Source organism: Streptococcus sanguinis (assembly GCF_900475275.1).
In the GTDB taxonomy this organism is placed as follows: Bacteria; Bacillota; Bacilli; order Lactobacillales; family Streptococcaceae; genus Streptococcus; species Streptococcus sanguinis_N.
Genome location: NZ_LS483364.1, coordinates 1,036,798 through 1,059,660, shown reverse-complemented (window position 1 = coordinate 1,059,660; position 22,863 = coordinate 1,036,798). Strand labels below are relative to the sequence as shown.

Below are 22,863 nucleotides of genomic sequence, written 5' to 3'. Positions count from 1 at the left end.
ATGAGAATTGTCAGAAAATAACACTTTCGCAAAACAAAAACGGCCGCAGCCGTTTCATCTATCTATCACTTTAAACTTTATTAACCAAGCCTTCCGCAAAAGCTTCCAAGCGTGCAATATCATCATCTTCCGCAGATAGATCCACCTTAACACTTTCTGCCCCCTTAACCGCTCCTGTAGCAGCAAAGGCAGCATCAAAGTCATCAACAGCCTTGCAGAATTCGTCATAGAAAGTATCGCCCGAACCGACCACTCCGTAGACCTTGCCAGATAAATCCAAACCAGACAAGTCTTCGTAGAAGTCCATCATTTCATCCGGCAGCTCACCATCACCATAAGTATAGGTCGCTACAATCGCAATATCTGCTTCCAAGAAATCTTCTGCATCGACAGTGGTGCACTCGTCCACTTCAACTTCTACATTCAAATCTCTTAGCTTATCCGCCACAATATCAGCAATTTCCTCGGTGTTTCCAGTCATGCTGGCAAAAACAATTTTTGCTAAGGTCATAGTTTCCTCCAAATTCTAATCTGCTCTCATTATATCATATCTTTTTTATTTTAAAAATAAAAACTCTTATGCTACAATGGGTAAAGAAAGTTGACGAGGTTATTTATGACTCTTTATCATGATATTTTAACTAAAATCAAAGAATACGATACTATTATCATCCATCGCCATATGCGTCCAGATCCCGATGCTCTTGGCAGTCAGGTCGGACTGCAAAAGCTGCTTCAGTACCATTTCCCAGAAAAAACAATAAAAGTAACAGGCTACGATGAGCCCAATCTCATGTGGCTAGCACAAATGGACAAAGTCTCAGACGAAGAATACCAAGAGGCCCTAGTCATCGTCTGTGACACCGCTAATACAGCTCGCATTGACGACCAACGCTACACGACAGGCGATTTCCTCATCAAAATCGATCATCATCCTGATGATGAGGTTTACGGAGATATTTCTCTAGTTGATACAAGCTCCAGCAGTGCCAGTGAGATGATTGCTCTCTTTGCCTTTGAAAATGGCTTAGACTTGAGCAAGGAAGCTGCAGAACTCCTCTATGCTGGTATCATTGGTGACACCGGCCGCTTCCTTTATCCTTCTACTAGCGCCCGCACATTCGAAGTAGCTGCCAAGTTGCGTCAATATGATTTCGACTTATCAGCCTTGTCCCGAAAAATGGACTCTATCAGCCGCCAAGTAGCTAAACTGCAGGGCTATGTATATGAGCAATTGGAAATAGATGAAAATGGAGCTGCGCGGGTCATTCTGCCTCAGAAAGTTTTACAAGCCTATCAACTAACCGATGCTGATACTGCGGCCATTGTCGGAGCACCTGGACGAATTGAAGATGTCGGTCTGTGGGCTATCTTTGTTGAGCAGCCAGATGGTCACTACCGTGTCCGCATGCGCAGCAAGGTTATTCCTATCAACGGTATTGCTAAAAATCATCATGGCGGAGGACACCCCTTAGCCAGCGGAGCCAATGCATTTTCAAAAGAAGAAATAGAGCAAATCTACACCGAGATGAAAGAATTGGCAAAAAAGTAAGAAATTAGTCTAAAAGTCTTGTCAAATCAATCAGAATTTGATAAACTATCAAAGTAACTAATCTATGGCTCGCAAAGAGACCATGGCAGAAAGGAAATTTTTGTAAAATGAGAAAAGATATTCATCCAGAATACCGCCCAGTTGTCTTCATGGACACTTCTACCGGCTACCAGTTCCTTAGTGGTTCAACTAAGCGTTCAAACGAAACAGTTGAGTTCGAGGGGGAAACTTACCCATTGATCCGTGTAGAAATTTCATCAGACTCACACCCATTCTACACTGGACGTCAAAAGTTCACTCAAGCAGATGGACGTGTGGATCGTTTCAACAAAAAATACGGTCTCAAATAATCATAAGCACCAATCGGTGCTTTTTTTGTACTCAAAAATTTCTTTTCGCCTTTTTTGAACTTTAAAATCTGTTCACAACCGCCACTTTTGCTTCCTAGTTAATTCAACAAAAAAACTCCAAAAGTCAGACGATTAAAATCTAACTTTTGGAGTGTGGTTTATATGCAACCAAAGATTAAGAACACAGATGTTTAAGAATAAAATTCCTTATTCTTATTATTTATAGCTGTAAGCCCAGTAGTAAACACCGTTTCCGTCTACAACTGTCGCTACTGCACCTTCAGTTACGTTAGGATCAAGAAGCAATTCTCTCAGACCGCTGTTAGCCCATTTCTTAACGACAACAGATGGATCTTCATCACGACGTCCAACAAAGCCTGAGCTATCGTATTGACGTGAAATTTCATTTACTTTTGGAAGTGCTTGATTTTGATAAATGTCTTCTGACCAAGTCAACTCTTTCAAGCCTTGAGCTTTACGCTCTTCATTGATTTTAGCGAAAGCTTCTTTAGCTTTTGAAACATAGTCATAGTTTGTATCGTTTGTTGCTTCAACACGGTAAACAAACTTAACATAACCAAATTCTACATCACTGTATTTCTTATCCTCAACACCACTCTTAAGGTTTGCAATCAAGACATAATCCTTAGCATATGGGTTTTCTTTGGTTTTCTCAAAGATTTCTGGATCTTCGATTTCCCATTCAACTTTGGCATCCCATCCTGCGTTATCAAGGAACTTAGGATTCATCTTTTCGATAACGTAGTTTTTGAACTCTTCAACGTTCTTGAATGGCAGCGGTTGACCTGCTTTAGCAGTTGTCACTAGGTTAGTTGAGTACAATTTCACGCTAGAGTCTTTATCACTGTACATGTATTCATCATCAGCAGTGTTTTCGTGAAGTTTTGGATCAAGAGCTGGATCGTTTGGATCAGTCATGCCTTGCAGTTTCCATTTGTCACCAAACCATTTCCAATATGGAGAGTATCCATTAGCTTCTGAATCAGATGGTATACGGTAATAATGGGTAGAACCATCAAAGTAATAGTTAGGATCTGACTCGAGAGCCTTGTCACCTGGTTTTCCAGTTGGGTAGATGATTTTTGGAGCTCGTCCATTTGGTGCCCATGTCAAGTGTTCCAGACCTTCTGCTGGTTTTTCAACATATGGCGGGATTTGATCTTCGCTTGGTTTATCAGTTGTTACCAAGCCAGGAGTCTCTGGCACAGCAGGTCTTGTCGGAGTTTCTGGTTTTGGTTCTGCTGGTTGCTCTGGTTTCGGAGCAAATGGATTGAGGTCGCCTTCTGCACCGTTAATTGGAGGATTTTCCGGCAAATCAACACTTGGTACCTCTGGTTTTGGTTCTTCCGGCTGACTTGGAGTTGTTGGATTAGTAGAGTTATCAGTAGAATCCTTAACAAATACCCACTTGCCATTTTGATAGTAGTAATAGTCGCCATTATCCAACACATAGTAATGATAACCATTTTCATAACGATAATGTGGATCGTTTTCCAGGTTGTTATTGGATGTGCTGTTATTGTTAGTATTTGTCAGCGGCTTCCACTCACCATCACGATAGATACGGTAAGAACCATCTGTCATACGGTAGTAATGGTTACCATTCCAGTAAATATAGTTCTCATCATTTGCCAGATTGTTGTAGTTATTCCAACCATTATATCCGTAGTTGTTGCTATAGTTATAATTCCAGTTGTTATAGCCTGGATAATAGTTATTATAACCATAGTTATAATTATAGCCATTGTAACCATAGTTATAATTGTAGTTATTGTAACCATAGTTATAATTGTTGTAACCATAGTTGTAGTTATTGTAACGGTAGTTGCGGCTGTTACGGTAATTATAGTTGTTATAACCATAGTTATAATTGTTGTAACCACCATTCCAGTAATTATAGCCTGGTTGATAGTAGTTATAGCCATAATCTTGAGCCTGAGCATTATTCGCAAGTGCAATTGCTGGAATAATAGCCGCAGCCGCTACAACAGATCTTGATAAGAGTCTGAAACGATTGTTCATATTAATTAAACCTCCAAAGTGACCAACATCACTTTATTTTTTTGTGGGGGGGGAATTTATTTTTTGTGCACAACTTCATAAAAAAGAATTTCACGAAAATACTGCCAGCTGACAGTTGACTACTCCATCATTATCAAACGCAAAAAAACGAATCACTAGTTAGTGAATCCACCTGATTAAAGGTTGCACATAAATGTTTTTATAACATTTGATTTAGAAAGAAAGAAGTCAATATGCTTGAAAATACTTTTTTATGCATATCTCACCCTCAAGACGAATTATAGCACAAGAAATTTTTGAATGCAAGCATTTTAGTTAACAAGGTGTAAATTATTTTTATGGGTAATTTTTTATAGTTCGTCTTTTTGTTTATCTTTCTGTTTTTTAGCTTTAAAAATCTATAAAATGTTCTTTTTAACGAACCAAAATAATAGAAAAATGTTTATAATTTGGTTTACATAGTGTAAATTATTTTTGTTATTTATTTATAAAAGCTTCTCACCCTCTCATTTCGATTTTTTATTTAAGTTTATTTTAAGCTTATCTTAAGCCTTTTTTAAGCTTATCTTAAGTTTGTTTTAAGAATCAAAGAATCTGTTTATGAATCCCTTCCTTATGGGTTTTTATTTACAGAAATGAATAGTTCTTAAAAAGTAGTAAAAAATACTAGAAGCATTTATTCCAGCTTCTAGTATTTTGAATTTATTAATATTTGAGTTGTTTGATAACCAAGAGGTGGCTATCTTCCTCTCCGACCAAGCTGTGTGGCTCATTGGGCTCCATCGTCAAAAAGGAACCTGCCACTAGCCGCACAGTTTGTTCTCCAGCAGAAAAGCTTACATCTCCCGACAAACAAACAACTGTTACTAGTGCATCAGCACTGTGCTCTGGTACTTCTTTTCCTTTAGCAAGATGCAGATGATGGATGATTCTGCCTTCTTCTTGAACAGGTGTTTCTGCAAAATCATTATTGGGATTGGTAACAAAAAATTTCATTTTCTTCCTCCTTCTAATGGATGATGTGACTACTGATCTTCATAGCCTCCACCGGTAATGCCGAAATATTCTTCTAAAGATTTGCCTGATTGAGCAATTTCCTTGGCTTCTTGACCAATATAGCGCAGATGCCAACTTTCAGGCATATAGCCAGTTGAACCTTCCTTACCCTCTAGATAGCGAACGATAAAACCGTACTTATAGGCGTTCTCTAGAAGCCACTGACTTGCTCCAGCTTCTTGTACGAGGTTACCACTCTTATCAATCAAGTCAAAAGCTAAGCCGGTCTGGTGCTCACTGTAGCCTGGTCGAGCTGAATAGCGGTCTGCAGCTGCCTTACCATCCTGATTGACATAGTTTTGATAGAGTTCTGTCTGAGTATCATAGCTGCGAAAGCCACTGTATTGGTCGCTGATAGCATAGCCTTGTGCCTGCATGTCTGCAATCAGTTTGAGCAATTCTGCTTTAGCAGTCGCATTCTCACCTGGATTATAGGAAGCTGACAAAGGGTAGTGTTTGTTGACAACGAGAATCTCATCATATTTCCCTTTGACACTGTAGTAGCTGCCGTTATAAGAAACATTTTGATCAAGAGTTTTGGCCTCGTGATTTTGCTCCTTTTTAGTATCAGCACTATCTGAAGATGTTGTCGTATCTTGGCTAGACTTTTTATCTTTTTCAGCATCTTGTTTCTTAACTGTACTAGTTGAGCTAGCCGCTTGTTTATCAGAGCTATCTCCAGTAGTGTCTTTACCAGACGAACACGCGCCTAGAACAAGAACAGATGCTGCAAGAAAAATTAGTTTACTGTATTTCATTGTCATAATATCAACCTTCTGAAACTTCAAGATTATAGATTACAAAAGAATCCCCACTAGGCTTCAAGTAGTAAGTCTTATTTTTACGATTTACACTATTTGGAGTGTTATCGACATAGTGGACTGTATAGTCCTCATATGTTGTCACGATATAGGAACCATTTTCTTCCTTGATTTCGCGGATATCCAAAGCTCCTGGCTCATAATAGTTAATTTTTGCTTTCTTAACACCACCACCAGTGGTCCACTCAACCATTTCTCGATATACTGCACTAGAGGTATCGTAGTATTGAGAATAGTTGTTGCTTCTGTTAGAAACAGAGCTGAAAACAGCACTGCGGTAGTCATTAAGGAAAGTAGAGACTTTTGCCTTTTGAGCCTCAACCTTTTTCGCTTCTTCGTTCTTTTCTCTAATCTTAGAAAGCACTTCCTTAGGAAGAGATAATTTCACATTCGTGGTATCATCTTCCACAATCACTGTCTCTTTATTGGTAGTAAAGGTAGTATCAGAGAAAGTAAACTTGGCATAAATTTCAAGCTCTTGATAAGGAACAAGCTGCAACTCAGGAGTCAAACTGCTACCACTTTCTTTACCATTAACAACGATTTTAATATCTGTTGCTTTTGAAGTTTCAGAAGGCATCGTAATTTTTAGCTGTTTCTTTTCAGACTTGAGATCCAGTTTGATTTCATTATCTTTAGCCGTAGCTAAATCAAGCTGAACCTTACTCTCTACATCTCCAACATCTGTCTTACCTTTGAGTGTAAAGTCTTGTTTGATAAAGTGATATTCACCCAATTCAGTGTCTGTATTTTTCTTAAGAGTAATAGTTTTTTTCTCACCAGGTTTAATGGTAGCATTATCTAAATTTGTATTGACTTTAACTTTGACTGGATAGGAAACCATTTGATATTCCTGGAAAATACCAAATTTCTTACTCTTTTCAGTAACACCTAAAATCTTATTATTGTTGTCATCGATATAAGCAGATTTGCCATTTGACTCAACAATGTTATCTAGCTCAGTTTCGAGATTAATCTCCTGGCTCTCTAGGTGCTCAACTAAAGCTCTTGCTTCAGCACGCGTCCACTTATCGGATTGAGTAGATAGAAGACTTGCCACTTCATCAAAGTCTTTACTAGAGACCGCTTTGGCAAAATGGTCTGTGACCACTTTAACTCCAGTTATAGAGTTTAGATAGAAGAAAGCTCCAATCAAAGCGGCAACTAAAACGGTTGGAGCCCCAATCATGATTGCTTGCTTCTTTGATATTCTCTTTTTAGCCTTTTTTACCGGTTTCTGTGGTAATTGTGAGTCGAGCAATTCAGACCGAATAGGCAAGTTAGAGAATCCTTGACTCTTAGCTTCTGCAAATTCTTCTTTGGTAGGTTTTCGACCAATATTATTTTCAAAAGCTTGCAGCCAATTCTTACGAAGTTCTTCATATTGGCTAGATTCAAATGCGCCTTGCTTCTCATCTTGGAAAGATGATTGAATCGATTCTTCTGTGACAGAATCTTCAGAAGGTGTCTCCTGAACAATATCTTGATTATCAGAAGCTTCATCAGTAGTATTTTCTACTGACGAAGTATCTGTGGTTGCTTCCCCTGCTTCGCCTGCAATCTCCTTAATCTTTTTTGGATCAAAGTTAGATTGTTTGCCGGCTTGGAACTCACTTGCAGTTGGTTTTCGACCAATTACTTTTTCAAAGAGATCAACCCATTTTTCTTTTGTTGCCATAAATCTCCTCCAATTATTACATCATTATGATACTAGCTAGTAGAGAAAAAGCGATGAAAGAGAAGATAATTGTAATCACACCATTGATAATAATGGCCAATAGATATTTATAAAAAGGATCCATAGAGTTGTTTGTCTTGGAATAAATCAAAGCAAAGGTAGCTCCAACTCCAATCAACAAGAGTCCAATCCATGTGAAGAACAGAGATAAATGAATAACACCCAACAGAGCAAACAGAGCAGAAACAGCAATAAATGGAAGAACAATAGCATACAGTCGGCCATACCAATCAAAAGCCTTATTAAAGGTAAAACTTCTATCTTGGTAGACCAAACGCTTCACAACAAAACCACCTAATATAATAGAGAAAAGGAAGAGAGCCGCTGCTATCAGAGAAACAAAGAAGACTTTGAAATTAAAAGTCGGTCCATTATACATACCAAAACTCATGATACCAATGGTACTGAAAATATTGTAGTTTGCAACAATAGCAAAAAAGAACGCTATCAAACCTAGAGAAAGGTAACCATTCACCTTGCTGCTCTCAACTTCAGATGTCGGTGATTTCCAAGCTGAAACGAGCCAAGCCCAGAAACCTTTCATTGTTTTAGAAAACTCGCTGGGCTGAGGAGGTTGCTGACTGTAATAAGCCTGTGGTCCTTGTTGAGGTATTTGTGAATTGAACTGTCCTTGCTGCTGGTTGTTCTGATAAGCTTGCGGACCAGAAGACTGAGGCTGTCCAGCAAAGGGACTTGCTTGCTGAAATCCTTGTTGCTGATAAGCTTGTCCCTGATTTGCAAATTGATTTGGATTTGCTTGTTGCTGAGGAACTTCTTGATATTGTTGAGAAGCCTGCTGAGCAAAAGGCTGTTGGAAGTTTTGCGGCTGTTCAAAGCTTGATGAAGCCGGACTAGCTTCACTAGAGGCTTGCTCCGCACTTACCTGTTCAGCTTCAACAAATTCCCCGGCAGCCAATGCTTGGGCAATTTCCTCCTCTGTAGCCGAGCGTCCATTAACGGCCTCAAAATATTCAAGCCAATCTTGTTTTGACATAAAATATCTCCTATCTATAAATTATTATACTACTATAGTATACAAAAAAAGGGCCGGAAATTCAATCTATTCCGGCATTTGCTCTTCTTAATCGCTTGTCATATCGTCAATTTAGCAGGAAAAGCTTCGACTCCTCCTTCGACATTAGTTACTTGGTAACCCTTAGCTTCCAAAAATTCGCAGGCACGCGCTGAGCGTCCGCCTTTTTGACAGATGATATGGTAGGGGATTTGTTTATCTAGTTTTCCATAATTTTCAGGCAAGGTGCTGAGAGGCAGATTCTGAGCCCCAGAGATATGTCCAGCAGTAAATTCATCCACCTCGCGAACGTCAATCAACCGCAGTTCTTCTGCCTGTAATTTGTCATATAAATCTTTCGCACTAATTTTTTGCATCATTTTTCTCCTATTCATTCATAATCACGATTTTTCCAAAACCTGCCGTCCCTTCGATAAATGCATGAGCTTTGGGCACTTGCTCTAGGGAAAAGACACGCCTTGGTGTAACATTGACCTGATAGCGGTCAATATAGTCAAATAATTCATCCATCAAATCTTGGCTCACATGAGCTGAGTGAAAACTTGTCAGAAAACTGTTATTTTTAATTTCCTCAATTGGATTGAAACCTGCCAGTTCCCATTGCCCACCTAAGAGGCCGGTCACACAGATAATCCCGCCCTCTGCGATATGGTCAAAAGAATCCTTGACAGTTGCTGGACCGACCAACTCCAGGATTTTATCAAACTTCTCCTCTGTTTCCAGTCGGCCATCCTGGTCTATAATGATATCGTCGTAGGCTTGGTGCTTGAGTAGAAACTGTTTGGAACCGCTATTGACCGAGCCCACGATATGTGTGTCTGGAAACTGTGCCTTGACCAGACGAGCAAAGGCCAAACCGACACCGCTAGTGGCAGCCCGAACCAAAATCTTGTTATTAGGCTCAATGCGCAGATTTTTCATAGAGCCTAGAGCAGTATAATAGGTCTCTGGCACTGCTGCCAGCTCAGTCCAGGTCAGATTGGTCTCAACTGTATAAATTTGGTCGTTCGGCAAGAGGACATACTCAGCATAAGAACCGTCAAAAGCTCGCCCCATTTTACCCATAATGGAAACCACTTTCTGGCCGACCTCTAAGTCTGCTCGAGTCGTCTCGGCAACTTGGCCAACACACTCAATGCCTAAAATCCGAGGGAAGGTGACACTAGGCGATAAACCCTCACGAGTAAAAATCTCCGAGCGGTTAATCCCAAACCCTCTGACCTTGACCAATGTCCAGCCTTCTTGAAGTTCTGGAATCGGTCTTTCTTCCAGCAGAAGCTTTTCTGGACCACCCGCTTCGTAAATGACTATAGCTTTCATCGTTTCCATAGAATCACCTCGCTTTCTACAAAGTTTAGCATTCTAAGCTTAGACTTATCAAAAAATCAGCCAGCTACTTCAGAAAATCAAACTGAACTTTGACAAAATTATCAGCCGGCTACTGGAGAATCTCCTGAGAGGAAACAAGTTGCTGGATACGTCCTTCATCCAAGTTCAGGATAGAGGGACAAGACGCTAGCAAACGAGTGTTCCCAATCCGCTAGGTTTGACCACCTGAGAGAGAAGCTGGATAACGCTCCTCTATCTCAGCAAAACAGCTTACTAAAGCTCCAGCACTTGGTAAGAGTAGCCCAAATCTTTCAGAAACTTGAACAAATCCTCTGTAGAGATAAAGATAGTCTTTTCATTGGTATTGGGATGGAAAGTCATGATATCCTCAGATACAATGTCCTTATCAAAATAAACTTTAATGTCCTTTTCCTCGTTGTTAAGCAGACCAAAAGGCGATACCGTTCCTGGTGGCAACTGCATTTTTTCATAGAGGGAATCCGCTGAAGCCATACGAATGCGGTTGGCTGAAACCAGCTCTTTAAACAAATCCATGTCCAGACTCTTCTTGTCATCCATAATTAGAAGATAATACTGAGTTTTCTTCTTATTGGTCAAGAACATGGACTTGGTTCGAACGCCTTCCATACCTTCAATATAACCATCTGCCTGCTCTGTCGTAAATGCAGGTGGGTGCTCTACCACATCAAAAGTAATCCCCAACTCTTGCAACTTATTAGCTACTTGTTGATAAGCATCCATAGTTTTTTTCCTTTATTGATGAATAATCTTTTGTACCAATGCTTGTAAGTCTGGAACCACTTCTGCCTCAAACCAAGGATTTTTAGCCATCCAGATTTGGTTGCGGGGCGATGGGTGTACCAAAGGAAAAAAGTCAGGCAGGTAGTCTTGATAATGCTGAACCGTCTCAGTCAGCTTGATATTTCCTGTTTGATGCAGATAGTATTTCTGTGCATACTGACCAATCAAAATGGTCAGCTCAATATCTGGCAAAAGCTCTAAAATCGGCTGATGCCATTTGTCCGCAAAGTCCTTACGAGGTGGTAAATCTCCAGACTTCCCATGTCCCGGAAAATAAAAATCCATGGGTAAAACCGCAAAGTAGCCAGAATGATAAAAAGTCTCTTCATCAACACCCAGCCATTCTCTCAGTCGGTCACCACTCTTATCTTTCCAATAAAGCCCTGCCTCTTGAGTTTTCAGCCCCGGCGCTTGACCAACAATGTTAATCCGTGCATTCTTTGGTGCCGCAAAAAGCGGCTTGATCCCTTGCTCCGTAAATTCCTTATTTTCTGGGTCGGCCATGATGGCCTTAGTAATATCTTCTAATGTATGCATAGCAGCTCCTTGCAAAGAAACTCATTTGGCAAGACCAAACGAGTTTTTCTTTTTTATTTGATTAATTCGTAGATAGCTTCCGCGTAAATGGCCGCAGCACGGAAAAGGTCTTCTACATCAGTAAATTCGTTGGCTTGGTGCATGGTGTTGACATAGTCTGGGAACATAGCACCAAAAGCCACACCGCGCTTCAAAAGACGGCCAAAGGTTCCACCACCAATGACTTGCTCATGTCCTTTGAGACCAGTTTGTTTTTCGTAAACACTCAAAAGTGTTGCTACCAATTCATCATCTGCTGGGACATAGTGCGGAGTGTGCCCATGCTCAGACAGACTTACTGACACAACACCAGCAACTTTTTCAAGACCGGTCTGAATCTTTTTCGGATCAGTACCTTGAGGGTAACGGATGTTCAGAGCAATAGTATTGTCAGCCTTAGCGCTGTCAAAATGGAAGACACCAGCATTCACGCTGAGAGCACCCATTTTAGCATCTGTATAAGCAATTCCTAACTTCTCACCTGCAAAGTCCTCGTGCAGAACTTGAGCTGCCACTTCCAAATAAGCCTTGGCGTCACCTGCAAAGTCAAATTGGTTGAGGAAGAGAGCCAGATAGGTTGCTCCGTTGATACCATCCTCCGGTGTAGAACCATGAGCTGATTTCCCAATGACTGTCACTTCAAGAGCGTCGCCACTTGCTTTCAGACTAGCTGAAACCTTGTGCGTAGCAGCAAAGTCTTGTAATTTGACATCCAATTCCGCTGCATCAACTGCTGCTGTAAAAATAGCTGTCGCTGATTCTGGCACCATATTCTCGCGAAGTCCGCCAGTGAAGCTCTTGAGTTTAAAGCTACCATCATTACTGTTACCAAAGTGGAGATATTCTGTGATATTCCCTTTTTCACCGTTAATGATTGGGAACTCAGCATCTGGTGAGAAACCAAAGTCTGGCTCAGGCAAACCAACATGCTTGAAATAATAGTCCATGTCTTGCCAACCGGATTCCTCGTCTGTCCCCACCACAAAGCGCACACGCTTAGATACTGGCAAGCCCAAGTCTTTGATGATTTTCAAACCGTAGTAACAAGCCATGGTTGGCCCTTTATCATCAGACGAACCACGCGCATAAAGCTTATCATCAATAATTTCAGGCTTGTAAGGATCTGTATTCCAGCCACTTCCAGCAGGAACCACATCCATGTGGGCAAAGATTCCCAATTCTTCCTCACCCTCACCAAAAGTAAAGTGGCCAGCATAATTGTCCACATTCTTGGTTTCATAACCATCTCGTTCAGCAATTTCTAAAAACTTATGCAGAGCTTGAACAGGACCAGGTCCAAAAGGATGTTCCTTGTCTGCCTTGGAATCGTCCCGTTCTGAGTTGATTTCTAAAAGACTGAACAAGTCAGCTAAGAGATCTTCTCTTCGTTTTTCAACTTCTGCTTTAAAATCAATTGTCATTATTTTACCCCAATCTCTAATTCGATTTAAATCAATGTACATACGAATTAAATCAAAAACATAACTATATCAACGTTTCTCAATGATTTCATCAACCGGCAAACGATAACTAGGTTCTAGTTTTTCATTAGTATAACCAACCGTAATTAAGAGTTCCGGACGAAAACGCTCATCAATTTCCAAAACCTCATTAACCTTAGATTTATCGAAGCCTAAGATGATGTTAGAGCCGATACCTTGGTCAGTCAGAGCCAGAACAAGATTCATAGCCACCAGACCAGCATTGAGAGATAAATAATCGCTCTTTTGCTGTTCACTATAGCGAGCAAACTCAGCTGGCAGATTCTGCATATAGAATTGGAGCTGCTCGTCAGAAAAATTTCTCACTCCAGCCACACGCGCAATCTTACGAGCTCGCTTGGTCAAATCTGTATCCGTAAAGAGGGCAATGGTTACTGGTGCTTCCTTAATCTGGTCCACATTACCACCGAAAGCTGTCTCAGCTAGAGCCTGATTACGCTCCCGCACCACAACGAACTTCCATGGCTGACTATTGTGGGCACTGGGTGCCAACGTTGCAATTTCAATGGCTGTGCGAACATCCTTTGGATCCACAGGTTTGTCATTGAAATGCTTGGTCGCATGACGCTTTTTATTGAGTTCTAGAAATTTCATAAGTCGTATCCTTTTCTAAATATACTAGTTTCATTTTATCATATTTTGTAAGAGTTTGCAGTTTTTTTCCTTTCATAAATTTCACTAAATCATTATTAGAAATGCTTAAATTATGCCTATTTTTATTTATAATTGAGTATAAACAATATTTTATTTAAAAATTTTTTGATTCAATCTTATCTTTTAAGTCACTTAAATTTCCATCTATTTTACATTTTGCTACAAAAAAAGCAGGTGGTTCTTACCTGCTTTGTTAATATTATTGTCCAGATTTAAGCTGACCAAGAGCTTTATAAGCCCCTTCAATAGCCTTCTTCATAGCATCACGTCCTGTTTTCAATTGCTGAGCAAATAGAGCACGATTTTGTTCTGGAATTTCTGTATCATCTGAACCAGCACTTGAGAGCGTTTCATTAAAAGTTTCTCTTGAAGTTTCCATAGATTGAATAGCTGGTTCTACTTGTTGATTGTATGCTTCTTTCCCAGCCTCAGGTACTTTGTTCCCAATTTCATCAATGTACTTTTTATAATTATCAATCAACTTACTAAAGAGAGCTTTCATGTCACCAATTGTTTTAGCATTGTCGATTTCTTCATCTGTCAAAAGAACAATTTCTGGGATTTCTACATCTGAACTAGCTGTTTTTGATGAAGTTTCAGAGCTACTTGATTTACTCTTTGAAGTAGATGTTTTTTCTACAGAACTTGAAGCTTTTTCAGAAGAATCTGATGTTGTTTTTCCAGAACATGCTGCTAAAGTTATAACCGATAAAAGCGCTACACTAGCTGTAATAATTTTTCTCATTACTGTCTCCTATTAATAAAGAATAGACATATTATAATACAAAATTATTTTATTGTCAAACATTATAGGCATTATAATAGTCCATCCATTTCTGTTAATTTTTTCCTAATTATTAAAGAAATCCTGCATACACAGTCCTCATATGAGATTTGTCTATTCTAAATCCACCTGTGGCTCTGCTACTTCTGACAAGGATGTTTTCTGCTGATCTACTAGATTTAATTTAGCCCACACTGCTTCTGCCACTGCTCGTGGTACGCCGACTTCGACGATTTGGTCAACACTGGCTTCTCTAATCTTGGTTAGAGATTTGAAGTGTTTCATAAGATTTTGCTTGCGTTTTGGTCCCAAGCCTTCAATGCCATCTAGCTGCGATGAGAAGGAATTCTTAGACCGGAGCTGGCGGTGGAAGGTAATAGCAAAACGATGGACTTCATCTTGGATACGCTGGAGTAGGAAAAATTCCTGCGAATTGCGGGATAATTCTACAACCTGCAGAGGGTCACCAAAGAGCAATTCATGAGTCTGGTGCTTGTCATTTTTTTGCAGTCCAGCGATGGGAATATCTAATCCCAACTGATTTTGGATAACTTCTTTAGCAATATTGACCTGGCCCTGTCCACCGTCAATGACAATCAGATCAGGCGGAGTCAGTCCATCCCGAATCACCCGACTATAGCGACGTTTGATGACCTCTCGCATACTGGCATAGTCATCTGGTCCAACCACTGTTTTGATCTTATACTTGCGATAGTCTTTCTTGCTGGGCTTGCCATTGACAAAGACCACCATAGCTGATACTGGACTGGTCCCCATGATGTTGGAGTTATCAAAAGACTCAATGCGAACTGGCGTTGGAATGTTAAGAAGCTGCCCTAGATTCTCAATAGCACCTTGAGTCTTTTCAATAGATTTCTCCAAGAGATCAAATTTCTGCTGAAGACTGACTCGAGCGTTTTTGATAGCAAGATTGACCAACTGCTTCTTCTCGCCTCGCTGGGGCTTAAGCACTTTGGTATCCACCATGGCTCGGACAGCTTCTTCGTCAATATCTGCCGGAATCAAAATTTCATTGGGCTTGAGGTGGGATTTTTCCTGATAGAACTGGCCAACATAGGTCAAAAAATCTTCGTCAGGATCATTGTAATAAGGAAAAAGATTGACATCGCGCTCGATTAACTTGCCCTGGCGGACAAAGAAGACCTGTACGCACATCCAGCCCTTATCTACATAGTAACCAAAGACATCCCGATTCTGCAAATCCTTGGCCATGACCCGCTGCTTGGTTCGCAGGGTGCCAATGGACTGAATCAAGTCGCGGTACTCTGCCGCTTTTTCAAACTCCATAGCTTGCGCTGCGCCAGCCATTTTCCCCCGTAAATCCTCAATAATCTGGTCATCCTGACCCTTGAGAAAGGCCGCCACCTCCTGAGCCAGCTCTTTGAAATACTGGCTGTCTACTTGGCAAATAGTGTGAGCCTTGCACTGCCCCAGATGGTAGTAAAAGCAGACCTTTTCAGGCGGATTTGTACACTTGCGGAAAGGAAAGAGTCGATCCAAAAGACGCTTAATTTCATTGGCCGCACCGACATCCGGATAAGGACCAAAATAAAGTCCACCGTCCTTTTTGACTTGGCGCGTGATGATTAGGCGTGGATAGGTTTCGTTAGTAATCTTGATAAATGGATAGGACTTATCGTCCTTGAGCATGATATTGTACTTGGGCTGGTTTTCCTTGATTAGATTGATTTCCAGAAGCAAAGCCTCAATGTTAGACTCGGTGACAATAAACTCAAAATCCTCAATCTCAGAAACAAGAGCCTCCGTCTTGGTATCATGACTACCACGGAAATAAGAACGAACCCGGTTGCGAAGATTCTTGGCTTTGCCGACATAGATAATGGTACCGTTTTTGTCTTTGTGAATGTAACAGCCAGGACTGGTCGGCAACAGTTCCAGCTTTGATTGGATTAGCTTGTTCATAGGTCTATTATAGCAGAAAAGGGAAGCATTCAACAGAAAGACGTTAGAATGTTAGAAGATAAAAAGTTTTATTCCTTTCTTTGGTAATACTGAACTATAACTTGTCTTTATATCTTCTTGCATGTACCAAAAATCTATCTCAAAAGAAACATGATTTTTTTCATAATAAAGCGTTTTCTAGGTAAAAATCAAGCAAGCGATTGCACAGCCATTTTAATAGGCTTTGATTAAATAAACAGAAATAAAATAGAAAAATTTTAGAAAAATTAATATATTTTTAAAAAAATTTCAAAAAAAGACTTGACAAAAATTGCAAACGGTTGCATAATAGGATTGTAAATAAAAATTCCGGGAGGAAATAGGAATGAAAACATGGAAAAAAGTAGTATTGGGCAGTGTCAGCTTGCTGGCTGCAGGAACGCTGTTAGCAGCTTGTAGCTCGAACAGTAGCAAGGAGAACTCTTCTTCTAAAGCCGATAGCAAGACCTTGAAACTTTGGGTACCAACTGGTTCTAAAGATTCTTACTCTGATACAGTTAGCAAGTTCGAGAAAGAATCAGGCTACAAGGTTGACGTAGTCGAAATGGAAGATCCAAACGCTCAGGAAAATCTGACAAAAGATGCTAGTACTGCTGCTGATGTTTTCTCTCTGCCACACGACCAACTTGGTAAATTAGTTGAAGCCGGAGCTATCCAAGAAGTTCCTTCTAAAATGGCAGAAGAAGTCAAGAAAAACGATACTGAACAAGCAGCAATTGGTGCTCAATACAAAGGCAAAACTTATGCTTTCCCATACGGTATCGAATCACAAGTAACCTACTATAACAAGTCAAAACTTTCCGCTGATGATGTTAAGTCTTATGAAACCATCACTTCTAAAGCTAAATTTGGTGGAAACTTGAAAGAGGCTAATGGATACATCACTGCTCCACTCTTCCTTTCTGTTGGCGACACTCTCTTTGGTAAAGATGGTGAGCAAGTAGACGGAACAAACTGGGGTAACGAAGCCGGTGTCAACGTTCTGAAGTTCATCGCAGCTCAAAAGAATAACAGCGGTTTTGTGAACGTAGATGCTTCTAACCTTCTTGCTAAATTTGAAGATGGTTCAGTTGACGCTTTCCAATCAGGTCCATGGGACTACGCAGCTGCTGAAAAAGCTGTCGGCAAAGACAACCTTGGTATCTCTGTTTACCCAACTGTTAACATCGGTGGACAAGACGTTCAACAAAAAGCCTTCCTCGGTGTAAAACTTTACGCAGTTAACCAAACACCTTCAAACGGCGACACTGACCGTATCGCAGCAAGCTACAAACTGGCTCAAGTGCTTACTAGCAAAGAAAGCCAAGAAAACCAATTCAAGTTTGAAGGACGTCACATCATCCCTGCTAACAAAGAAGTGCAAGAGTCTGAAGATGTTAAGAAAGATGCCTTGGCACAAGCTGTTATCACAATGGGATCTTCTGATACCTACACAACAGTTATGCCTAAACTTAGCCAAATGTCTGTCTTCTGGACTGAAAGTGCTGCAATCCTCAGCGATGCTTACAACGGTAAATTTGGTGAAGATCAATACCTCGCAAAATTACAACAGTTTGATAAAGATTTAGCAGCAGCTAAATAATCCTCAAACGAATAAAAATAAGCATTGAAGTGAGGAGGGCAGCCTCCTCACTTCTTTCTTTGTAAATATAAGGAGAATACTATGACTCAGTCATCTTATGACAATGCATCCATGGTTCAGGTCTTTAAAGAGGGAACTTGGGATGTCAAACTCTCTTTTCTGGTAATGGGACTGAGCAACCTTGTAAACAAACAATTTATCAAGGGGCTGCTCTTCCTCTTCTCAGAAATTGCTTTCCTGATTGCTTTTGCAGTCCAAATCATACCAGCTATTGGTGGCATGATTACATTGGGGACTCAAGAGCAGGGAGAGGCTATCAAAAAAGTTAACGGTTTGGAAATCACCGTTCAAGTAGCGGGTGACAACTCTATGCTGATGCTGATTTTTGGACTTGCTTCTCTTATCTTCTGTGCAGTCTTCGCCTACATCTACTGGTGTAACCTGAAAAGTGCTCGTCACTTGATGGCACTCAAGCAGTCCGGTCAGAAGATTCCTAACTTCGTTGAGGACTTTAAGACGCTTGCTGACGGCCGCTTCCACATGGGTCTAATGAGCATTCCTCTCATTGGAGTACTGCTCTTTACCATCCTGCCTCTGATCTATATGATCTGCTTGGCCTTTACTAACTTTGACCATAAGCATCCAGCTCCTAAGTCACTTTTTGACTGGGTTGGCTTCTCTAGCTTTGGTGATGTTTTCTCAGGTCGCATGGCTAGCACCTTCTTCCCACTTTTAGGCTGGACCTTGATTTGGGCGGTTGCTGCGACAGCCACTACTTTCTTCTTCGGTATTGTTTTAGCTCTCTTGCTCAATACCAAAGGCCTCAAGTACAAGAAAGTTTGGCGGACACTCTTCGTTATCACTATTGCTGTACCCCAATTCGTATCTCTGCTCTTGATGCGTAATTTCCTGAATGACAATGGACCTTTGAACGGATTATTGCAAAGCCTTCATCTCATTCAGCATCCAATTCCATTCTTGAGTGACCCTGTGTGGGCTAAGTTCTCAATCATCCTTGTCAATATGTGGATTGGTATTCCATTTACCATGCTGGTGGCAACCGGGATTATCATGAACCTGCCTAGTGAGCAAATCGAGGCTGCTGAAATTGATGGAGCTAGCAAGCTTCAAATCTTCAAGAGCATTACTTTCCCTCAAATTCTTTTGATTATGGCGCCATCACTTATCCAGCAGTTTATCGGGAACATCAACAACTTCAACGTTATCTACTTCCTGACAGGCGGTGGACCTACTAACTCTTCCTACTATCAGGCAGGCTCAACTGACCTCTTGGTTACCTGGCTCTATAAACTGACCGTTTCAGCCAAGGACTACAATCTGGCATCTGTTATCGGTATCCTGATCTTTGCAATCTCTGCAGCCTTCAGTCTCTTAGCCTATACCAGATCCGCATCATTCAAGGAAGGAACTGCTAAATAATGAAAAATAGAAAAAAACTCAGTTTATTAGGGATTTATGTCTTACTGGCTGTTTTAGCATTCATCTGGCTAACGCCGATTATCTGGATTTTTCTGACCAGCTTCCGTGGTGAAGGCTCCAATGCAGTCCCTTACTTCTTCCCTAAGACCTATACTCTTGACAACTATATCAGACTGTTTAATAACAACACATATCCTTTTGTTCAGTGGTTTATGAATACCCTGATTGTTGCAACAGCAACCTGTATCCTGTCTACTTTGATTACTGTGGGTATGGCTTACTCACTCAGCCGTATCAAATTCAAGCATAAAAATCGTTTCCTAAAGCTGGCTCTGGTTCTTAACATGTTCCCAGGCTTCATGTCAATGATTGCGGTTTACTACATCTTGAAAGCACTCAATTTGACACAAACCCTTACTTCACTGATTCTGGTTTATTCAGCTGGAGCAGCTTTAGGCTTCTATATAGCTAAAGGTTTCTTTGATACTATCCCATATTCTTTGGACGAATCCGCTATGATCGACGGAGCGACTCGCTTCCAAATCTTCCGGACTATTACATTGCCGCTTTCAAAACCGATTATCGTCTATACAGCGCTTATGGCTTTCATGGGACCTTGGGTTGACTTCATCTTTGCCTCTGTGATTCTAGGCGATGTCAAGGAAAAATATACAGTGGCTTTGGGACTTTTCCAAATGCTTAATAAGGACGCCATCAATAAATGGTTCTTGCCTTTCACATCTGGAGCAATTATCATCGCAATTCCAATCACTCTTCTCTTCATCTTCATGCAGAAATACTACGTAGAAGGTGTAACAGGTGGAGCAGTCAAATAGAATCTATTATGTATATCAAAAACTTCCGACAATTAATATCGGAAGTTTTTATCTTTCTTAGAAAATGTGGAACTTAACTCCTCATCCCTTTTATATGAGATTGCTTATTAACTTGGACAAAAAAATGAGTCTGGAAATCGTTCCAATCTCATTTTTTATTTCATTAATTATAATCTTCGTCTCTGCGACGGCGCTTGTTGGTTCCCAAAAAGGCAGCTGCACCAAGTGCCATACCAAAAATTGCAAGGCGTTCTGCTTCTGAGCCAGTATTTGGCAGAATAGCAGGAACTGTTGGAGCCTTATCAGCTGTCGTAGCCACGCTAGCAAGTTGAGCTGCAGGATTTACAACAAAATCAGTAAACGCACCACCACCTGCCGCTTGAACGGCACCCGTAGTGGCTCCTTTGACTTCACGAGTGTTCGCATGAACTTCTGCAGTCTTAGCATCTGAATCTTTCTTAGATTCATCCTCTGCACCTGGACCAGCAGCTCCGCCTTTTACAGCAGTTAGAGTCTGTTTATCTTCACCTGAGCGATAGTTACTATTCAGAGCATTTCCATACAGGAGAGCTGCTTGATTCAAGATATTCAAGAGAGTTTCATAATTCGCTTGAAGACTGTTGTAGGATTCCTCAAGGACAGCTAAAGTTGCAGTCTCTTGATTTAAGATTGCTTGTTTAGCTTCAAAATCAAGCTGCGCTTCTGCCAACTCCCGCTCTGCTTCTGCAAGTAACTGAGGAGCATTTTGAAGGTCAATAACTTTCTTTTTAGCTGCAGCTAATGTTTTTTGAGCAGACAGCAAGTCCTCTTGAGCAGTTGTCAAATTAGCTTTCGCAGCTTCTTGAGCAGACTGAAGTTCTGCCAACTTATCCTTAGCTGCCGCTAGAACTGCCTGAGCATTGCTCAAGTTAGTTTGGTAAGGAGCCAAGCTTGCTGCAATCTTAGCTGTTGCTCTGTCAAGAGCTTCTTGCTTGAGAGCAACATTCTGCTTAGTCAAAGCTAGATTATTTTCAGCAGTTGCTACCTTCTGACGAGCTGCTTCAACTGCTGCAATTTGAGCTGCCGCTGTCTTTTGAGCATCAGCTAATTGAGCATTTAGGATATTGATAGCTGATTCCTGACCAACTTTTTGAGCCTTAAGTTCAGCTAATTGATTCTTAAGTGCTGTAACATTAGCGTTAGAACCTGCAGAACGACCACCACCAGCACGCAACAACTGCTCCATAGCAGCAACAGTCAATAGAGTACCGTTATTAACACGCTGGTCAAAGTTGCTAATGTGATGGAAACCAACCTCTGATGTACCATGAGGAGTGCCCCATTGATTTGGATGTTTATCATAAGCCGCTGAGATAGCATTAGCTTTATTGTCCATCATCTGCACATAGTGGCCAATTTTAGCAAACACACCCGCTCCAACTCTCGTATAGATAGCATTAGCATCAATCTGAGTTTCATCTGTAGGCAGTCCATATTGCGCCGCAATCTGCTGGTAAAGTGTTTTTTCTTCATGCCAGAAATTGACAGCTCCTTGTGGATCAAAACTAATCGCCACATTTTCGTTACCAATCAGCTTGCCCATGTGCCAGTTATTGCGCTCAAAGTAGATAGTCTGAATCTGGCTAGCCACATTCGCATACGGATCAACCAACAACTCTTGTAAGCCGACATTACGACGGTAAGCATTAATCGCCTTAACCAACTCCAAAGCTTGAAGGTTATTTTCTAGATTAGCTGGACTGGTTGGGTCAGAATTAACTGAGATACCAAATTCATTTTGTCCACGTTGGTAAACAGCAAGAGCATTGTTGGCAGCATCACGAATTTCTTGATTAGCCGCATTGTTACGAACATTTTCTAAAAATTGAGAATAAGTCGTATTGCGAAGGTCAACAGGAGCTGTTGCTGCTGCTTTCTCGGCAGCAGGAATCTGTCCTTCAAGCGAGCTAATAGCTTGATTGGTTTGGCTCAAAGATGCCTTTGCCTGATTGATTTTATTCTGGATTTCAGCCTGCACTTGTGGAGCAGAAGACGCTGCTTGCTCTGCCTTTGTCAGTTCAGACTTTGCATTATCTAAAGCAGTCTGTGCTTGACTTTGCTGGCTCTTAGCAGTTGCTACAGCTTGCTCTTCTGAGTGAAGCGGTGTTTTAGCTTGTTTCAATTCAGTCTCTGCAACATCTACCAGAGATTGACTCGCCTTAATAGTATTTGCTTGGTCTTTAACAGCCTGTTCTGCCTTAGCAGCTTTAGCAGCAGCTTCTCGAACGGCAGTGTCTTTTGCGCTAACCTCTTGCTCTGCTGTTTTTGCTTCCGTCTCCGCCTTAGCAACATTTTCTTCTGTTGCTTCTGCCTGCACTTCTTTAGCAGTCTCAACAGCGGCTTCAGCCACTTTCACGCTAGTTTTTGCATCTTCAGCTTCTGTTTTCGCAGTGTCTACTATCGATCTTTGCTCATCAAGTTTAGCTTTGGCTGCTTCAGCATTTTCTTGGGCAACAGCTACATCTGCTGCAGTCACCGGTTTTTCAGTTACTTCAGTCGCTTTTGGAGCTGTTACAGTTGATTCAACCAACTCATCCGCGTGCACTTGATGGGTCAGTCCACCAGAAATAATAGTTGTAGCCGCGATACCAGTCGCTACAACAGACTTGCCTATTTTCTTTTCCATAATCAATCTCCTTTTTATAATCTCACATACTATAATTAACCTGGGTATAGCAGCCCGCATAGTAATATACTATCACAAAACGCTAGTATTAACTAGT

General features: G+C 40.9%; 20 protein-coding genes. 5 read left to right on the top strand and 15 right to left on the bottom strand.

Features of this window, described 5'->3' with window-relative positions:
- Positions 1-70: 70 nt before the first annotated feature.
- A complete protein-coding gene (locus DQM55_RS05495; protein ID WP_111675741.1) occupies positions 71-511 on the bottom strand; it encodes a flavodoxin in 441 nt (146 codons plus the stop codon).
- Positions 512-616: 105 nt separating this feature from the next.
- On the opposite strand from DQM55_RS05495, the gene DQM55_RS05490 reads away from it, so the two are divergent.
- Together DQM55_RS05490 and DQM55_RS05485 are read left to right on the top strand one after the other, a co-directional pair.
- Positions 617-1,552, top strand: coding sequence for a DHH family phosphoesterase (locus DQM55_RS05490; protein WP_111675740.1), 936 nt, complete (start codon positions 617-619; stop codon positions 1,550-1,552).
- Positions 1,553-1,659: 107 nt separating this feature from the next.
- A complete protein-coding gene (locus DQM55_RS05485; protein WP_002895374.1) occupies positions 1,660-1,902 on the top strand; it encodes a type B 50S ribosomal protein L31 in 243 nt (80 codons plus the stop codon).
- Between the two features lie 216 nt (positions 1,903-2,118).
- Here DQM55_RS05485 and DQM55_RS05480 read toward each other — a convergent pair whose 3' ends face one another.
- The 13 genes from DQM55_RS05480 to uvrC all read right to left on the bottom strand — a co-directional run bounded on the left by DQM55_RS05480 (position 2,119) and on the right by uvrC (position 16,204).
- On the bottom strand, positions 2,119-3,945 hold the full coding sequence (locus tag DQM55_RS05480) for a CAP domain-containing protein (RefSeq protein WP_111675739.1): 1,827 nt from the start codon (positions 3,943-3,945) through the stop codon (positions 2,119-2,121).
- A 705-nt stretch (positions 3,946-4,650) separates the two neighbouring features.
- Complete coding sequence (locus tag DQM55_RS05470; protein ID WP_002895366.1) at positions 4,651-4,941, bottom strand: cupin domain-containing protein; 291 nt, start codon at positions 4,939-4,941, stop codon at positions 4,651-4,653.
- Positions 4,942-4,970: 29 nt separating this feature from the next.
- On the bottom strand, positions 4,971-5,765 hold the full coding sequence (gene ldcB, locus DQM55_RS05465; RefSeq protein WP_371513526.1) for an LD-carboxypeptidase LdcB/DacB: 795 nt from the start codon (positions 5,763-5,765) through the stop codon (positions 4,971-4,973).
- A 4-nt stretch (positions 5,766-5,769) separates the two neighbouring features.
- On the bottom strand, positions 5,770-7,500 hold the full coding sequence (locus DQM55_RS05460) for a TcaA second domain-containing protein (RefSeq protein WP_111675738.1): 1,731 nt from the start codon (positions 7,498-7,500) through the stop codon (positions 5,770-5,772).
- A gap of 16 nt (positions 7,501-7,516) precedes the next feature.
- Complete coding sequence (locus DQM55_RS05455; RefSeq protein ID WP_111675737.1) at positions 7,517-8,554, bottom strand: DUF6574 domain-containing protein; 1,038 nt, start codon at positions 8,552-8,554, stop codon at positions 7,517-7,519.
- Between the two features lie 98 nt (positions 8,555-8,652).
- A complete protein-coding gene (locus DQM55_RS05450) occupies positions 8,653-8,967 on the bottom strand; it encodes a rhodanese-like domain-containing protein (RefSeq protein ID WP_111675736.1) in 315 nt (104 codons plus the stop codon).
- A complete protein-coding gene (locus DQM55_RS05445) occupies positions 8,960-9,922 on the bottom strand; it encodes a zinc-binding alcohol dehydrogenase family protein (RefSeq protein ID WP_111675735.1) in 963 nt (320 codons plus the stop codon). The genes DQM55_RS05450 and DQM55_RS05445 overlap by 8 nt, the downstream gene beginning before the upstream one ends.
- Before the next feature lie 273 nt (positions 9,923-10,195).
- Positions 10,196-10,684, bottom strand: coding sequence for a prolyl-tRNA synthetase associated domain-containing protein (locus DQM55_RS05440; protein WP_111675734.1), 489 nt, complete (start codon positions 10,682-10,684; stop codon positions 10,196-10,198).
- A gap of 12 nt (positions 10,685-10,696) precedes the next feature.
- The gene (locus tag DQM55_RS05435; protein WP_111675733.1) at positions 10,697-11,281 is read right to left on the bottom strand and encodes a uracil-DNA glycosylase family protein; all 585 of its coding nucleotides are present in this window, start codon (positions 11,279-11,281) and stop codon (positions 10,697-10,699) included.
- Positions 11,282-11,334: 53 nt separating this feature from the next.
- Positions 11,335-12,741: a dipeptidase PepV gene (pepV, locus tag DQM55_RS05430; RefSeq protein WP_111675732.1), complete on the bottom strand. Its 1,407-nt coding sequence runs from the start codon at positions 12,739-12,741 to the stop codon at positions 11,335-11,337.
- A 69-nt stretch (positions 12,742-12,810) separates the two neighbouring features.
- Positions 12,811-13,416, bottom strand: a complete 606-nt coding sequence (locus tag DQM55_RS05425) for a nitroreductase family protein (protein WP_111675731.1) — start codon at positions 13,414-13,416, stop codon at positions 12,811-12,813.
- Positions 13,417-13,675: 259 nt separating this feature from the next.
- Entirely contained in the window at positions 13,676-14,221 is a 546-nt protein-coding gene (locus DQM55_RS05420) for a hypothetical protein (RefSeq protein WP_072074056.1), read from the bottom strand.
- Between the two features lie 153 nt (positions 14,222-14,374).
- On the bottom strand, positions 14,375-16,204 hold the full coding sequence (gene uvrC / locus DQM55_RS05415; RefSeq protein ID WP_111675730.1) for an excinuclease ABC subunit UvrC: 1,830 nt from the start codon (positions 16,202-16,204) through the stop codon (positions 14,375-14,377).
- 364 nt (positions 16,205-16,568) lie between these two features.
- Here uvrC and DQM55_RS05410 point away from each other — a divergent pair, with 364 nt between their 5' ends.
- The 3 genes from DQM55_RS05410 to DQM55_RS05400 all read left to right on the top strand — a co-directional run bounded on the left by DQM55_RS05410 (position 16,569) and on the right by DQM55_RS05400 (position 20,101).
- Positions 16,569-17,825, top strand: a complete 1,257-nt coding sequence (locus tag DQM55_RS05410) for an extracellular solute-binding protein (protein WP_002915028.1) — start codon at positions 16,569-16,571, stop codon at positions 17,823-17,825.
- Between the two features lie 81 nt (positions 17,826-17,906).
- On the top strand, positions 17,907-19,265 hold the full coding sequence (locus DQM55_RS05405) for a carbohydrate ABC transporter permease (RefSeq protein ID WP_002904606.1): 1,359 nt from the start codon (positions 17,907-17,909) through the stop codon (positions 19,263-19,265).
- Complete coding sequence (locus DQM55_RS05400; protein WP_002895328.1) at positions 19,265-20,101, top strand: sugar ABC transporter permease; 837 nt, start codon at positions 19,265-19,267, stop codon at positions 20,099-20,101. The genes DQM55_RS05405 and DQM55_RS05400 overlap by 1 nt, the downstream gene beginning before the upstream one ends.
- 163 nt (positions 20,102-20,264) lie before the next feature.
- Here DQM55_RS05400 and DQM55_RS05395 read toward each other — a convergent pair whose 3' ends face one another.
- Positions 20,265-22,826, bottom strand: a complete 2,562-nt coding sequence (locus DQM55_RS05395) for a CAP domain-containing protein (RefSeq protein ID WP_111675729.1) — start codon at positions 22,824-22,826, stop codon at positions 20,265-20,267.
- Positions 22,827-22,863: the final 37 nt, after the last annotated feature.

Excerpts from the sequence above, each read along its gene's own strand:
- uvrC (WP_111675730.1), bottom strand. The coding sequence starts at position 16,204 with ATGAACAAGCTAATCCAATCAAAGCTGGAACTGTTGCCGACCAGTCCT.
- DQM55_RS05495 (WP_111675741.1), bottom strand. The coding sequence starts at position 511 with ATGACCTTAGCAAAAATTGTTTTTGCCAGCATGACTGGAAACACCGAG.
- DQM55_RS05480 (WP_111675739.1), bottom strand. The coding sequence starts at position 3,945 with ATGAACAATCGTTTCAGACTCTTATCAAGATCTGTTGTAGCGGCTGCG.
- DQM55_RS05410 (WP_002915028.1), top strand. The coding sequence starts at position 16,569 with ATGAAAACATGGAAAAAAGTAGTATTGGGCAGTGTCAGCTTGCTGGCT.
- DQM55_RS05440 (WP_111675734.1), bottom strand. The coding sequence starts at position 10,684 with ATGGATGCTTATCAACAAGTAGCTAATAAGTTGCAAGAGTTGGGGATT.
- DQM55_RS05490 (WP_111675740.1), top strand. The coding sequence starts at position 617 with ATGACTCTTTATCATGATATTTTAACTAAAATCAAAGAATACGATACT.
- DQM55_RS05400 (WP_002895328.1), top strand. The coding sequence starts at position 19,265 with ATGAAAAATAGAAAAAAACTCAGTTTATTAGGGATTTATGTCTTACTG.
- ldcB (WP_371513526.1), bottom strand. The coding sequence starts at position 5,765 with ATGACAATGAAATACAGTAAACTAATTTTTCTTGCAGCATCTGTTCTT.
- DQM55_RS05420 (WP_072074056.1), bottom strand. The coding sequence starts at position 14,221 with ATGAGAAAAATTATTACAGCTAGTGTAGCGCTTTTATCGGTTATAACT.
- DQM55_RS05460 (WP_111675738.1), bottom strand. The coding sequence starts at position 7,500 with ATGGCAACAAAAGAAAAATGGGTTGATCTCTTTGAAAAAGTAATTGGT.
- DQM55_RS05425 (WP_111675731.1), bottom strand. The coding sequence starts at position 13,416 with ATGAAATTTCTAGAACTCAATAAAAAGCGTCATGCGACCAAGCATTTC.
- pepV (WP_111675732.1), bottom strand. The coding sequence starts at position 12,741 with ATGACAATTGATTTTAAAGCAGAAGTTGAAAAACGAAGAGAAGATCTC.
- DQM55_RS05455 (WP_111675737.1), bottom strand. The coding sequence starts at position 8,554 with ATGTCAAAACAAGATTGGCTTGAATATTTTGAGGCCGTTAATGGACGC.
- DQM55_RS05395 (WP_111675729.1), bottom strand. The coding sequence starts at position 22,826 with ATGCGGGCTGCTATACCCAGGTTAATTATAGTATGTGAGATTATAAAA.
- DQM55_RS05445 (WP_111675735.1), bottom strand. The coding sequence starts at position 9,922 with ATGGAAACGATGAAAGCTATAGTCATTTACGAAGCGGGTGGTCCAGAA.
- DQM55_RS05435 (WP_111675733.1), bottom strand. The coding sequence starts at position 11,281 with ATGCATACATTAGAAGATATTACTAAGGCCATCATGGCCGACCCAGAA.
- DQM55_RS05405 (WP_002904606.1), top strand. The coding sequence starts at position 17,907 with ATGACTCAGTCATCTTATGACAATGCATCCATGGTTCAGGTCTTTAAA.
- DQM55_RS05485 (WP_002895374.1), top strand. The coding sequence starts at position 1,660 with ATGAGAAAAGATATTCATCCAGAATACCGCCCAGTTGTCTTCATGGAC.
- DQM55_RS05450 (WP_111675736.1), bottom strand. The coding sequence starts at position 8,967 with ATGAATAGGAGAAAAATGATGCAAAAAATTAGTGCGAAAGATTTATAT.
- DQM55_RS05470 (WP_002895366.1), bottom strand. The coding sequence starts at position 4,941 with ATGAAATTTTTTGTTACCAATCCCAATAATGATTTTGCAGAAACACCT.